The sequence below is a fragment of the Sporosarcina sp. P12(2017) genome (genome assembly GCF_002743035.1).
GTDB classification, from domain to species: domain Bacteria; phylum Bacillota; class Bacilli; order Bacillales_A; family Planococcaceae; genus Sporosarcina; species Sporosarcina ureae.
On sequence record NZ_PDYL01000014.1, the window covers coordinates 33,989 to 47,642 of the forward strand.

A 13,654-nucleotide genomic window follows, 5' to 3' on the forward strand; every position below is an offset into this window, starting at 1 on the left:
TCAAACGTCGAAAGAAAAGTCTTTGAAATACTTAGCACCTTCAAGCATCCGAACCCCATACCAGAACATTTCGCCGTCAATTAGCTGGATCGCTGAATCAGGTAGCATTTCTTGGAACTGAATTTGCTGCTTTTCTTTAAAGGGATATGGTTCAGATGATAGCAATACTAAGTCGAGATTAGCTTCCTTGAATTGCTCTTCTGTAAGAGCTGGATAGCGGTCAGATGATTCGACAAAAGGCGTGATAAAACCGAGTTTTTGCAACAACGAGTTAATGTAGGTGTCTTTGCCCGCAACCATATACGGTTTTTGCCAAATGACATAGGCAACTCGCGCAGCAGGAAGAGTAGGGAGTTCTGTGAATGCTTGCTTAATTTCCGTAACAAGCGACTCGGACTGTTGCTCATGATCAGTCAATGTTCCCATATCTGTAATCATTCTATAGGCTTCTCCGATCGTCTGTACTTCCGCTACATATACCGGATAGAACTCGGCAAGAATTTCGACCATCTCTTTTGTGTTTTCTTCTTTTTCCATAATAATCAAATCGGGTTGTACTTCATGTATCTTTTCCAACTTCAGGTCTTTCGTTCCTGCAACTGCGGGAACGTTCTTGGCTTGTTCGGGATAGATACAATAACGTGTGCGTCCGACAATCTCTTTCTCAAGTCCAATTCCGAATAATGTCTCCGTAATACCAGGACATAATGTGACGATTCGTTTAGGTGGGAAATTATACACAACGGTTCTTCCCAAGTGGTCAATAATTTCTTTCTTCAATGAAATGAAAGCCTCCTTTGGCGGTAGGTGAAAACGTAGGTTCATAGTAAGGAATACTCTACTTGCAACGTACCTGAACGGCTATCAAATGTAAAGTCAGAAATCTCCGCCTCAAATTGCTTTTCATTCAGCTGGTTTTTGTTATAATTGGAACGAAGACCAAGTGGAATAAGGTGAAGCAATTGAAAATAGTGCTAACTATTTTGTTTATGGCGTTTATTGGCGCATTGATAGGTGGAGTAACGAATCATTTGGCGATTAAGATGCTGTTCAGACCCCATGAAGCAAAATACATTGGAAAAACTCGTTTGCCGTTCACACCCGGCTTGATTCCTAAGCGCCGAAATGAATTGGCGACTCAGCTTGGTAAAACGGTGACAAATTATTTGCTGACACCTGATCTGTTCCGGAAAAAGATGTTGACGCCTGGGATGGAAAAGCGTGTAGAGACGTTTATCCAAAGTAAAATGGATCAATACATCTTGCAATCAGATAAGACATTGAATGACTGGCTCAAGCTTGCAGGTGCCGACAAACTTCCTGACCAAGTGGAAGACAAGTTGGTTACTTTAATCGACCAGCAGCTATACGAGATGAAAACAAAAGTGACAACAGGTACTGTAGAAGAAGTCATGCCGCTTCGTTGGCAACAACAAATTGAAGAAAAAATTCCTTTAGCTTCTGACTTTGTTCTACGACGCGCAAGTCAATTTGTTGATTCGGCAGAAGGAAGACAGACATTCCAAAAGTTGATAGATGATTTCTTAGCTTCAAAAGGGACATTCGGCGGTATGCTCAATATGTTTTTCGGAGAATCGGAGTCGCTGGTCGGCAAGGTTCAACGGGAAGCATTGCGATTTATAGAAGCACCTGGAACAAAAGATTTATTAGATCAACTGATTTGGAAAGAATGGCAGAACGTTCAGCAACAACCGATGGAACAGTTGACGTCTGGATTCGACTTTGATAGTGTGTTTGCTTCAGTGAGAAAATATGCACTCAATCAATTGGCACTACATGAAAGACTCGATCACAGCTTGTTACATTATTGGCCACAAGGTTCCACATGGACGGCTGAAAAGGTTACACCACAGATTGTCAGCTTTTTATTCGCTCAAGCAGAAGCGCAGCTTGAACAATCGTTGAAGAAGCTAAAACTGGATGAAATGGTGAAAGAGCAGGTAGATACGTTCCCTGTGGCGGTTCTAGAAGATCTAGTTCTTGGCATTTCACGCAGAGAGTTTAAAATGATTACGGTTCTGGGCGCATTTCTAGGTGGGATCATTGGAATTGTGCAAGGAATTATTGCGCTTACACTAAATGGATTGTAGGAGGAGATAGTATGTCAGTAAACATTTATGATGATATGAACAAATTGGAATCTACTTTACGTAAGACAGATGAGTATGTAGCGGTGAAAACAGCAATGGCTGATGTGAAAGGTGACGAGAATGCTCGTGCATTGTTCGAAAGCTTCCGCGAAATCCAAATGAATTTGCAACAGAAACAAATGGCAGGTGAAGAGATTGAAGGAGACGAGCTTGAGCACGCACAGAAAACTGCACAACTCGCTCAAGAAGATCCGAAAATCTTGGCTATGCTAACTGCTGAAATGAAACTTAGCGAATTGATTGAAGAAGTAAACCGTGTAGTATTGAAACCAATTCAAGATTTATATGAAGGATTTAATTAATAGACACATCGAAACCGGCCTTGGCCGGTTTTTTTCAACAGATGGAGAGTAGGAGAAAAAATGCAGCAATTACATGTAAATCAACCATTCCCCCAAGATTGGATCCGAATGTTCACGCATTTAGCCAATTTATTTTTCGAACAGTCTAAACTAGTTACAGAGCAGGCAGATGATACAGCGATTGATCTGCGGTTTACCGAAGTTTACGAGGAATCGCCAAGTATAACTGCAGAAATTCAATGGCAAGGTACGCACTATACGTCGCGTTTTGCCGAAGAGGTAAAAGAGACAGAAGAACGCGAGCAGCTACGTCAGCGTAAGAGAATGTATTCCCACGTATTGCTGGACGTGTTGGAACAAGCAACAGGAATGAATCAAGAGTGGGGGATTCTAACGGGGATCCGTCCTACAAAGTTGTATCATATGTACCGGCAAGACGGTCATACGATCGATGAAGCAAAGCAATTACTTCAGCAACGTCATCGTGTATCGGTGCGGAAAAGTGAATTGATTGCAGAAATTGCAGACGTTCAGCTGAATGCATTGCCAGATTTGTATTCATTGAAAGAAGAAGTGAGTATATATATTGGCATTCCGTTTTGCCCGACAAAATGTGCGTATTGCACGTTCCCGGCCTATGCCATTCATCGTAAAAGTGGGCGGGTAGAAACTTTCCTCGACGGCTTGCATGAAGAAATGCGCGCGATAGGTAAATGGTTAAAAGAGCATGATATTCGCATCACAACAATTTATTTCGGTGGCGGAACTCCAACGTCTATTGAAGCAGATGAAATGGATGCGCTCTATCAAACGATGATGGAGTCATTCCCTTATATGGAACATGTTCGTGAAGTGACAGTGGAAGCCGGCCGTCCCGATACGATTACGGTACCGAAACTTGAAGTACTGAAGAAGTGGGGGATCGATCGAATCAGTGTCAATCCACAGTCTTATACGGACGAAACATTGAAAGCAATTGGTCGTCATCACACTGTACAGGAAACAATCGATAAATATTGGTTGTCCCGAGAGCAAGGAATGCGCAATATTAATATGGATTTAATCATCGGTTTACCGAATGAAGGTCTTGAAGAATTTGAACATTCTTTAGCGGAAACAGAAAAGATGCAGCCAGAATCTTTGACGATTCACACGTTGTCGTTCAAGCGTGCATCTGAAATGACACGTAACAAAGACAAGTATCAAGTAGCGGATCGTGAAACCGTAGGAAAAATGATGACGCGCGGCGAGGAATGGTCACGCAATAACGGATATATTCCGTATTATCTTTACCGCCAGAAAAACATTTTAGGAAATCTTGAAAATGTTGGGTATTCAAAACCCGGTGAAGAAAGTCTCTATAATATTTTGATCATGGAAGAAGCACAAACCATTATCGGTTTAGGTTGCGGGGCCTCAAGCAAGTTCATGGAACCAGCAACTGGCAAGTTGACGCAATTCCATAATCCGAAAGAACCTGGCGCTTATATATTAGGATTTGAAGAAGCTATTGATAAGAAAATAGCGTATTTAGAAGAGTTATTTCCGTCCTCGGAAACTATAAAATAATGCTGATTCCCCCTTCGCAAAAAATGTCGGGGGAATTTTTTGTTAAAGTTATGCAAATGCTCAGGTAAATGTGTATAATGTAATGAATGAACAACCATTCATATAAAGGGGGAATTAATTTTGACAAAACAGATTGACGTGGAAATTGAAGGAAGATTAGCGACAGTAACTTTTAACCAACCTGAAACGATGAACGCGTTAGACGGGTTCATGATGAAAGAATTGGCAGATATCGTAGATCAATTAAAGGAAAATTCATCAGTACATGTCGTACTGTTCAAGGGAGCAGGTCGAGCATTTTCTGCCGGTGGAAACGTCAAGGCGATGTTAGACCCGAATGGTCCGATGAAAATGGAAGATATTATGGTCGATTTGTCAAGATTAGCCTTGTCTATGTACAGCATGCCACAAATCACGATTGCATCCGTACACGGTGCGGCTGCAGGACTTGGCTGCAGTATCGCCATTGCATGCGACGTCGTTATCGCGGAAGAATCAAGTAAAATTGCTATGAACTTCATCGGTATCGGACTCGTACCAGACGGTGGCGGTCACTTTTTCCTGAAAGAACGCGTAGGTACAGCCAGAGCTAAACAACTGATCTGGTCGGGAAAAGTACTCAATGGGAAAAGTGCTATGCAGATCGGACTCGTGGATGAAGCGGTAGCAGACGGTGAAGCTTGGAACACGGCACAACAACGTGCTCAAGTGATCCTGAACTCCCCAACAGCTGCCATGGCAGCAACAAAGAAAATACTCCATGCGGCGGGCATCGCAGAACTCGAACAAGTAGTGAAACTTGAAAGCGAAGCACAAGCAGCCATGCGTTCCTCAACTGATCATCGCGAAGGCGTACAGGCATTTGTCGAGAAAAGAAAACCGAGCTTTATAGGTCAATAAATGGCATGCAAAAAGACGCGCTACGAACACTGCGCGTCTCGTTTATATCTATGAATATATTTGAAGAATTATTGATACTTGGCGGCTGTTTCTCTCCATGAGAAATAGCCTTTTTCTATAGCGCGCAATAGTAACTCCGCTGAAGCTAAATTTGTAGCGAGAGGAATACCATAGACGTCGCATAATCGAAGTAAGGCGCTCACATCAGGTTCATGTGGCTGTGCGGTCAACGGATCCCGGAAAAATAAAATCAAATCAAGCTCACCCGTCGCGATCATAGCCCCCATCTGCTGGTCGCCACCAAGTGGTCCCGACATGAGTCGTGTGACAGAGAGATCGGTTTCTTCCATGATGCGTAATCCTGTTGTGCCCGTTGCATAAAGAGTATGCTTAGCAAAAATCTTCTCGTAAGCAATTGTGAAATTGACCAATTCAGCCTTTTTTTCATCATGCGCAATCAAAGCAATGTTCAAACGAGTCACTTCCTTCTACGATTTCTTAACGACCATAGCGTATCACAAAGCTCTTGAAAAATCTTGTGCTATTTTTATAAAAATTTGTAAAACTGTGCGCAATACGCTTTCCTGTGATGCATGATCATCGTATAAAAAAACAAAACCTCCTATAACGGAGATTTTGTCAGTTGTTCACGTATGGAATAATAATAGTTTACCAAGAGGGGAAGCTAGGCGGTGCGTTCGCTCGAGCAAGTCTTTTTCCGTCAGCAACTGACGACCTTGTTCTTTTGCTGCATCATCAGATTCAGCAGTGAAAGTTTCTTCTGTAATCAATGAACCATCTTTTTCGTAAGCTGTAAGTTTGTACGTTTTCATTGTATCGCCTCCATTAAGTTTTACTTAGTATACTATGAAATGAATAAAATGAATAATGATTCAGTGAATTAAAGTGCAAAAAGATACGTAACGTTTAGAATATAGTAAATGAATATTTATAAAAGTGAAACATATTGTCAGTTGAAACGTAGAACGTGATAGAGAGATTATTGAAGGAGATGATGTGCATGGCCTTAGAATTAGAACGAGTAACTAAACGGTTTGGTGACTTTACAGCAGTGGATCAGCTGTCATTGATGGTAGAAGAAGGGACGATGTACGGATTTCTTGGAGCGAACGGTGCCGGGAAGACGACTACGTTCCGGATGATATTGGGATTGTTAACTCCAACAGAAGGAAATATATCGTGGAATGGACGCACGATATCGTATGAGACGAGTCCGCTCATCGGCTATTTACCTGAAGAACGAGGTCTTTATCCGAAAATGAAAGTGCTAGATCAGTTAATTTTTCTAGGACAGCTGCGCGGAATGAAAAAGTCAGCAGCGAAAAGTGCTGCACTTCATTGGTTGGATCGTTTTGAAGTGCCACAAAATACGAATAAAAAGGTGGAGGAGTTATCCAAGGGGAATCAGCAAAAAATACAAGTCATTGCTGCATTATTGCATGATCCGCAATTGTTGATCTTGGATGAACCGTTCTCGGGACTTGATCCAGTTAATGTTGAGATGTTGAAAAAAGCGATTGTTGACTTCCGTAATAGCGGCGCGACGATCCTTTTCTCGAGCCACCGCATGGATCATGTGGAAGAATTATGTGAGCAACTTAGTATTATTCATCATGGTAAACAACTGGTCAGTGGCAAGTTGCGTGACGTAAAACGTTCATTCGGCAAACAGAATGTTCGAATTCGTGCTGACTTCCCTTTATTAGAGTTAGAAAGCATCGAAGGGGTAACGACTGCTCATCATTCATTGGAAGGTGCAGTCTTTCAAGTAGAGGATGAACAAGTGGCCCATACGTTGTTGCAGGCTACATTGCAAAAAGGACCGATTCGTCAGTTTGAAATAGAAGAACCATCTTTGCAGGATATATTCATTGCGAAAGTGGGGGAAGGGCATGCGTGAGTTTTGGATTATTTTCAAACAAAGTTTCCTAACAAAAGCTAAAACAAAATCATTTTTCATTACGACACTTATTATGGTAGCTGGGATTTTCCTCTTCGCGAATTTACCGAGCATTATTGATAAGGTCGGTAAGATGATGGGAAGTGGAGAAGATGATCGTGTACTAGTTGTGGATGAGAGTGGTGTCTTGTTTGACCGCCTACTCGAGCAACTTCAGCAAAATGAACAAGGCATTTCATTGGAGCTGACGGAAGAAACGCAAGATCAGTTATCAGAGAAAGTAAAGTCAGAAGAAATCGAAGCGTTTATGGAATTGAGTTTTGACGCTGAACAAACTATCCACGCGTCTTATACAACGGGTAGTTTAGTTGAACAGTCTTTGCCTTCTGCTCTACAGGATGCATTGCAGAACATTCAAACGGAAGTGAAAGCTGATCAGCTCTCCTTATCCGGTGAACAAGTTTCTAAGCTGTTTGCGCCGATTCAATTTGAAAAGCATAATATTTCAGAAACGGCAAAATCAGAGGAAGAGCTGAACCAAGCTCGTGTCTTGGTGTATGTATTGATGTTCGTCATTTACTTTGCCGTTATCATTTATTCATCGATGATTGCGACTGAAGTAGCGACAGAAAAATCATCACGCGTGATGGAAATTCTTATCTCAAGCGTCTCGCCGGTTAAGCATATGTTTGCGAAAGTGCTTGGAATCGGATCACTCGGAATTGTGCAAATTTTAGTCTATGCAGTATCAGGGTTTTTAGCTTATACACTTTCTTCCGCTGGAGAGAAAAATGAGCTATCCGCATTCTTCAGTTTAGAAAACTTAGAAGTAAGTACGCTTGTTTACGCCGTAATATTCTTCTTACTCGGCTATTTCTTATATGCCACACTCGCAGCCTTGCTTGGTTCGTTAGTGAGTCGTACAGAAGACGTACAGCAAATGATTATGCCGATGTCGTTGTTGATTGTTGCGGCTTTCATAATCGCGGCAACTGGGCTTGGGAATCCAGAATTGGGCTACTTGAAAATCGCGTCATTTATCCCATTCTTTGCCCCACTCGTCATGTTCCTACGGGTAGGCATGCTCGATTTGCCTTTATGGGAGCCTTTACTATCCATAGTTATCATGGTTGTGACTATTTTCGTCCTTGGCTGGTTCGGAGCGAAGGTGTACCGTGGTGGTGTCTTGATGTATGGGCCATCGCGTTCATTGAAAGATTTGAAGAAGGCTATTCAGCTTGGAAAAGAATAGGTTTACGTGTCCCAAGAAGTTACAGTGCTTCTTGGGATATTCTTTTTTGCGTGGATTTAAGTTCAAGTGTAAGTGGAGTTAGTTACTATGTGGGAATGGAAGCTCCAGCTTGCGGACGCTTTCCCATGGGCCCGCGGTGAGCCAACTAGTCACTGCGTTCCTTTAGTTGTCTCACCTGATCGGGCTGATCCATCGGGAGCGCCGCCAGCTTCCGCTTCCAACCTACTTTTATAGTGGATGGACGTGGATCGCTTACTGGCGATAATGTGTGACTTAGGGTTGTGTTTTTAATTTTCTACAAAAATGATACTAGTTGTCCTAAGTGGATAGCGTCAGCCTGGAACGTCAATCAACGGTGCATTCTCGTCACTTCTGTTTTTCGTATCCACCTTTCCCTCAATTGATTGAATATGGTAAAATAGGAACGAGTATTCGTGGAAGAGGTGCAACCTATGGAACCCATACGTTTTTTACATACAGCCGACCTGCATTTGGATAGCCCCTTTAAAGGCATGGCCTCAGCAGGACCGGACGAGTTAGCCAGACTGCAGCAGTCTACATTTGCCGCGTTCGACCGATTCATAGCCTACGCAGTTAAAGAACGACCGGACTTCATTGTCATTGTTGGTGACCTTTATGACGGTGAAGACCGTAGCTTGCGTGCGCAAATTCGTTTCCAACAAGGTATGCAACAGCTTCAAAAAGTGAATATCCCGGTCTACCTATCGTACGGAAATCACGACCACCTAGCAGGCAGATGGACTAGAGTTTCCTTGCCTGAAAATGTACATGTTTTTTCTGAACAAGTAGAGCAAAAGCAATTGATGATTCGTGACGAAATAATATATTTACACGGCTTCAGCTACCCGCAGCGCCATGTTAAAGAATCGATGATTAGGCAATATCCTAAAGCTAGTGAGGGAATACATATCGGTCTATTGCATGGAAGTGTGGCAGGAGATGCTGAGCATGCTGTGTATGCACCGTTTACAATCGATGAATTACAGAATAAGCACTACAGATACTGGGCGCTTGGACATATTCATAAGCGCCAAGTATTATCACAAGAACCGCCAATTGTTTATCCTGGCAATATTCAAGGCCGGCATCGCAATGAGCAAGGTCTTAAAGGTTTTTATGATGTCTCGTTGACACCTATTAATGATTCCATGAAATTTGTAGCCACATCCGATGTTGTATTCACTACATTGACTGTTTCGTGCAAAGGAATCGAATACGCAGATGACTGGATTTCTGCTTGTCAGGAAGCGATCGATCAACTGACAGCTGAAACTGGTAGTGTCGTCGTGGAGTTAGTGATGGAACATACGGAAGGTCTTACAAAAGACTTGGCTAGAGCAGAAGCAGAATGGCTCGACATCTTGCGCGAACAGTATGAAGCTATGGAACCTTTCGTTTGGATTTCAGCAATTGAATGGCCCAAAATTAGTTATTCAGTAGTTCCGAATTCATTACTGGAACCAGTGGAAAAAACCATTTCCTCTTGGGAAGCGGATGACTGGAATGACTTGGCGAAAGTAGTATACAACCATAAAGCCGGTCGCTATTTAGAAGCACTGACGTCAGCAGATTTCGAGCGGTTGAAACAGCAGGCAACGGCATTGCTGGAGAATGAAATGATGAAGGAGGGCTAAAATGAAAATCCGAAAAATACTTCTTTATGGGTTCGGTCAGCATGAGAATTTGGAAATTGATTTGCGACCTGGTATGAATCTCTTGTATGGACCGAATGAAGCGGGGAAGACGACGATTCAGCAAGCCATCCTTCATATTTTATTTGGATTTCCTCAAAAGAATCAACAGGAGCTGCGTTATGAGCCGAAAACAGGTGGTAAATATGGCGGTTGTCTCTATATAGAAGATCAGGCGTACGGTAATTGGATGATTGAACGGGTGCGTGGAAAATCTTCAGGTGACGTTTTAATCCGTTTTGAAGATGGGCGTATGGCGGAGGAAGAGGAACTGAAGAGGTTACTAAGAGGTTATGACCGACAAGCTTTTGAATCAATTTTCTCTTTCTCCTTATTTCAGTTGCAAGATCTTGAGAAAATGGATGAAGATGATTTAAGCCGTACATTACTTGCTTCCGGCACGACTGGTCTCGACACACTTTGGAAAGTGGAAAAGAAGATGGAGAAAGAAATGGGGGGCCTCTTCAAAAAATCTGGAAAAATACCACCGATGAATAAAAAAATGGCTGAAATACGTGAGCTTGAACAAGCGATGCAAAAAGAGCAGCAGAAGCTATCGACGTATGAACCTCTGACTATTCGCAAGCTAGAACTCGACGAGCAAGTAGCAGCATTACGGTTGGAAGAACAACGCCTTTATAAACAGTCTGAAGAACAACGAATCGCCATGCAAATCGTTCCGCTGCAGCAACAGCGCAATCAATTACTTGAACAACTTTCTCATATGTCGGATGAATTCCCGGCAGCAGGAATCCGGCGTTATGAAGAATTGGCCAGTAAACAATCAGAATTGCAATTAAAGAAAACCCGCTTAGAGAAAGAACAGGCAAAGTGGCAATCGGAATTAATTGATTTGCGACCTGACAATGAGCGGCGGCAGTTAGAGCGCTGGGTGGCACAAGAAGCGGAATGGCATCGGTTGCGTACAGATCGACTATCTGCTGAACAGGAAATTCGTTTGCTTGAGAAAAAACGACAGCAGTTCAGCAATCGCTTAGGATTAACTGAGGATCAGCAGTTGTCGATAGGGCAGATAGACGTCTCCATACAACGCGAACGCCAACTTGAACCGATCCTTGAAGAACAGAAAGAACTGGATCAGCAACAAAAAGCATTACAACGTCTGTTGGCAGAAGTGGAAAATGAGCGTCAAGAAGCGGAGCAACGAAAAGAACGTAATGACCGTTTGCAATTGACTGAATCGGAGCGAGCGAAACTAGCAAAATGGCCCCAACTGCAACGTCAACTTGCGGAGGCAAAATTCATTGTATCTGCGGGAAATAAGCAGGCACTGAATCAACTGGTTCCGATAGTGATTTTGCTCATTGGACTAGCGATCGGGGCATATAGTATTTTGCAGCAGCAATGGTTGTTCGCAGGTCTCGGTCTGATAGTTGCGGGGGTCGGTGCTTGGTTATGGAAACAACGACCTGATTCTGTAGCAGATCAGCAATCGTTCATTCGAAATAATGAAGCGTTAGCAGCAGAACTCGAAAGATTGGCTGAGCGTGATGATCGGCAACAGCGCGATCAACGGCAAGTGTCAACGGAGATTGAAAGACTGGATCGTAAACTGCAGAATTATGCGGAAGAAATGGAACAACTTCATTATCAGAAACAACAAGCGGTGAAGAAGTTGCAAGAACTGATGCAAGATGAACCATTTGATCTGACATTCAATATTGAGGAAAGCTTCCGTTTACTGCGTGAGTTCCAGGATGCGGAAATAGATCAGAGAACATGGCAGCAACGTTTGCAAACGACGACGCAACAATTGCAATCGCTGACCCAAGAAGTGGAAAGTATGCTTGGACCTGTTGCGGAAGAAAGTTTATTCGAACGGATTCGCCAGGAACTACTTCGTCAGGATAGCTTGCAAGAAAAGCATCTGAGCAAACAACAAACAGTACTTGAAATCCAAGAGCAATTACAAGAAACGCATGAGTTGTTGGAAAAGACAGCAACAGACATTCAAAATTTGTTCGATAAGGTTGGCGTATCGGAAAAAGAGCAATTTTACACAGCCTATCAGCAAGATCAAGAGGCACAATTGCTGAAACGACAGCTGAAAGAAGTAGAAGCCCAGCTGTCCTTATATAGTAAGGAACCATTAGTAAAAGAATGGACCATACCAGAACTTGAACGGCAGCGCAGCGAAACGACGAACCGCCTACAAATGATTCGTCAAGAAGTGGAGGTACTTGTAGATGAGCAAGTCAAGGTAGCTCATGAAATCTCGCAAATGGGTGCCAGTCAAACGTATAGTGAGCTTCAGCAATTGTTCGAAGTACGAAAAGCAGAGCTGGAAGAACTGACGCAACAATGGGTAATCCGCAAAGCTGTCCGTGAGTCGATTCGGCAGACGATGAGTGAGTGGAAAGAACATCAATTACCGGCGGTTCTCATACAGGCCAATAATTGGTTCAGCCGTTTAACGAGGAATCGATACGCGACGCTCGGTTTAACAGTGGAAGGTTATTTTGAGGCAATCACTGCTGAAGGACAATCGTTCATGATTAATGAGCTCAGTCAAGCTACAAAAGAGCAAGCCTATCTTTCATTGAGACTAGCGTTAGCGTATGAATTATTAGAGCGCGCACCGTTTCCCATTATAATGGATGACCCATTTGTTCACTTTGATAATGAGCGACTTTCGCGTATGATAGACATACTTACTGAGTTACAGCCATCTCATCAATTTCTGTATTTTACTTGCCATCAAGAAATGAAATCGAAATGGCTAAGTGAACCGCATACAATTGAGATTGGACCAAAAGTAAAAGGGGAGATCCACTGATGAAAAAACTACTTGACTATCAAGTCGGCGAAACGATCGACATGTATTTGTTGATTAAGCAGGCAACAAAAGGCATCACACAGCAGGGGAGTCCATTCATGACATTGATTCTGCAAGATAAAAGTGGAGATCTTGAAGCGAAACTTTGGGATGCGGGTGAAGAACAAGCCCAGATATATAAGGGGGCGACCATTGTAAAAGTAGGTGGAGAAATCCATGAATACCGTGGGAAAAATCAACTTCGACTTAAAGCCATCCGTCCTGTAAAAGAAGATGAGGGCGTGACAATTGCAGATTTAGTGCCGTCATCTGAAAAAAGCAAGGAAGTATTGCTAGATGAATTGATGCAGTTTTTCTTTGAAATGAAAAATCCGCAAATCCAGCGTGTCACTCGTCATTTACTGAAGAAGCATCAGCAGGACTTCGTGTTGTATCCAGCTGCTACGAGGAACCATCATGACTACGTATCTGGCTTACTTGATCACGTAGTTTCGATGTTGAAGCTAGGTAAGGCGATCGCGGAGTTATATCCGACGTTGAATAAAGACTTGCTGTATGCAGGAATTATTTTGCATGATATCGGAAAGGTTATTGAATTGTCAGGTCCAGTCGGTACGCAGTATACGATTGAAGGGAACTTATTAGGTCATATTACGATTATGGTCAATGAAATTTCCAAGGCGGCAGAAGAATTGGAGATTGAAGGCGAGGAAGTGATGTTGCTTCAGCATATGGTGTTGTCTCACCATGGTAAAGAGGAGTGGGGCAGTCCGAAGCGTCCAATGTTGAAAGAAGCGGAGATTCTTCACTATATTGATAATATTGATGCGAAGATGAATATGCTGAACCGCGTGATGTCGAAGACTACGCCAGGGGAGTTCTCCGAGCGTGTATTCCCGCTGGATAACCGTTCGTTCTACAAGCCCACGTTTGAGTAAACTAGGGTGGAACGACTATGCGGCTGCGGGTCTTTGTCACTTTTGGTTGGAATCGTTGCTCGACTGGTGGTTGGGCACTGGAGTCACCGAGT

The 13,654-nt window shown here is 43.0% G+C and carries 12 protein-coding genes; 9 read left to right on the forward strand and 3 right to left on the reverse strand.

Going from position 1 to position 13,654, the window contains the following annotated elements:
* Positions 1–780, reverse strand: a complete 780-nt coding sequence (locus tag CSV80_RS12165) for a helical backbone metal receptor (RefSeq protein WP_099671296.1) — start codon at positions 778–780, stop codon at positions 1–3.
* Between the two features lie 191 nt (positions 781–971).
* Between CSV80_RS12165 and CSV80_RS12170 the strand changes: the two genes are divergently transcribed.
* The 4 genes from CSV80_RS12170 (at position 972) to CSV80_RS12185 (ending at position 4,942) form a co-directional block, all read left to right on the forward strand.
* On the forward strand, positions 972–2,111 hold the full coding sequence (locus CSV80_RS12170) for a DUF445 domain-containing protein (RefSeq protein ID WP_369822893.1): 1,140 nt from the start codon (positions 972–974) through the stop codon (positions 2,109–2,111).
* Between the two features lie 11 nt (positions 2,112–2,122).
* Positions 2,123–2,473, forward strand: coding sequence for a YlbF/YmcA family competence regulator (locus CSV80_RS12175; protein ID WP_099671298.1), 351 nt, complete (start codon positions 2,123–2,125; stop codon positions 2,471–2,473).
* A gap of 60 nt (positions 2,474–2,533) precedes the next feature.
* A complete protein-coding gene (locus CSV80_RS12180) occupies positions 2,534–4,042 on the forward strand; it encodes a coproporphyrinogen III oxidase (RefSeq protein ID WP_099671299.1) in 1,509 nt (502 codons plus the stop codon).
* 117 nt (positions 4,043–4,159) lie between these two features.
* Positions 4,160–4,942: an enoyl-CoA hydratase gene (locus CSV80_RS12185; protein WP_099671300.1), complete on the forward strand. Its 783-nt coding sequence runs from the start codon at positions 4,160–4,162 to the stop codon at positions 4,940–4,942.
* 68 nt (positions 4,943–5,010) lie between these two features.
* Here CSV80_RS12185 and mgsA read toward each other — a convergent pair whose 3' ends face one another.
* Entirely contained in the window at positions 5,011–5,415 is a 405-nt protein-coding gene (gene mgsA, locus CSV80_RS12190) for a methylglyoxal synthase (protein WP_029054127.1), read from the reverse strand.
* A gap of 174 nt (positions 5,416–5,589) precedes the next feature.
* On the reverse strand, positions 5,590–5,775 hold the full coding sequence (locus tag CSV80_RS12195; RefSeq protein ID WP_099671301.1) for a YhzD family protein: 186 nt from the start codon (positions 5,773–5,775) through the stop codon (positions 5,590–5,592).
* Positions 5,776–5,963: 188 nt separating this feature from the next.
* Between CSV80_RS12195 and CSV80_RS12200 the strand changes: the two genes are divergently transcribed.
* The 5 genes from CSV80_RS12200 (at position 5,964) to yhaM (ending at position 13,562) form a co-directional block, all read left to right on the forward strand.
* Entirely contained in the window at positions 5,964–6,863 is a 900-nt protein-coding gene (locus CSV80_RS12200) for an ABC transporter ATP-binding protein (protein WP_099671302.1), read from the forward strand.
* Positions 6,856–8,115, forward strand: a complete 1,260-nt coding sequence (locus tag CSV80_RS12205; protein WP_099671303.1) for an ABC transporter permease — start codon at positions 6,856–6,858, stop codon at positions 8,113–8,115. The genes CSV80_RS12200 and CSV80_RS12205 overlap by 8 nt, the downstream gene beginning before the upstream one ends.
* A 452-nt stretch (positions 8,116–8,567) precedes the next feature.
* On the forward strand, positions 8,568–9,770 hold the full coding sequence (locus CSV80_RS12210) for a metallophosphoesterase family protein (protein WP_099671304.1): 1,203 nt from the start codon (positions 8,568–8,570) through the stop codon (positions 9,768–9,770).
* Between the two features lies 1 nt (position 9,771).
* Positions 9,772–12,624: an ATP-binding protein gene (locus CSV80_RS12215; RefSeq protein ID WP_099671305.1), complete on the forward strand. Its 2,853-nt coding sequence runs from the start codon at positions 9,772–9,774 to the stop codon at positions 12,622–12,624.
* Positions 12,624–13,562, forward strand: coding sequence for a 3'-5' exoribonuclease YhaM (gene yhaM, locus CSV80_RS12220; protein ID WP_099671306.1), 939 nt, complete (start codon positions 12,624–12,626; stop codon positions 13,560–13,562). The genes CSV80_RS12215 and yhaM overlap by 1 nt, the downstream gene beginning before the upstream one ends.
* Positions 13,563–13,654 lie beyond the last annotated feature (92 nt).

What these genes read in the sequence shown, in the direction of transcription:
- CSV80_RS12205 (WP_099671303.1), top strand. Translation starts at nt 6,856, where the DNA reads ATGCGTGAGTTTTGGATTATTTTCAAACAAAGTTTCCTAACAAAAGCT.
- CSV80_RS12175 (WP_099671298.1), top strand. Translation starts at nt 2,123, where the DNA reads ATGTCAGTAAACATTTATGATGATATGAACAAATTGGAATCTACTTTA.
- CSV80_RS12195 (WP_099671301.1), bottom strand. Translation starts at nt 5,775, where the DNA reads ATGAAAACGTACAAACTTACAGCTTACGAAAAAGATGGTTCATTGATT.
- CSV80_RS12210 (WP_099671304.1), top strand. Translation starts at nt 8,568, where the DNA reads ATGGAACCCATACGTTTTTTACATACAGCCGACCTGCATTTGGATAGC.
- CSV80_RS12200 (WP_099671302.1), top strand. Translation starts at nt 5,964, where the DNA reads ATGGCCTTAGAATTAGAACGAGTAACTAAACGGTTTGGTGACTTTACA.
- CSV80_RS12180 (WP_099671299.1), top strand. Translation starts at nt 2,534, where the DNA reads ATGCAGCAATTACATGTAAATCAACCATTCCCCCAAGATTGGATCCGA.
- yhaM (WP_099671306.1), top strand. Translation starts at nt 12,624, where the DNA reads ATGAAAAAACTACTTGACTATCAAGTCGGCGAAACGATCGACATGTAT.
- CSV80_RS12215 (WP_099671305.1), top strand. Translation starts at nt 9,772, where the DNA reads ATGAAAATCCGAAAAATACTTCTTTATGGGTTCGGTCAGCATGAGAAT.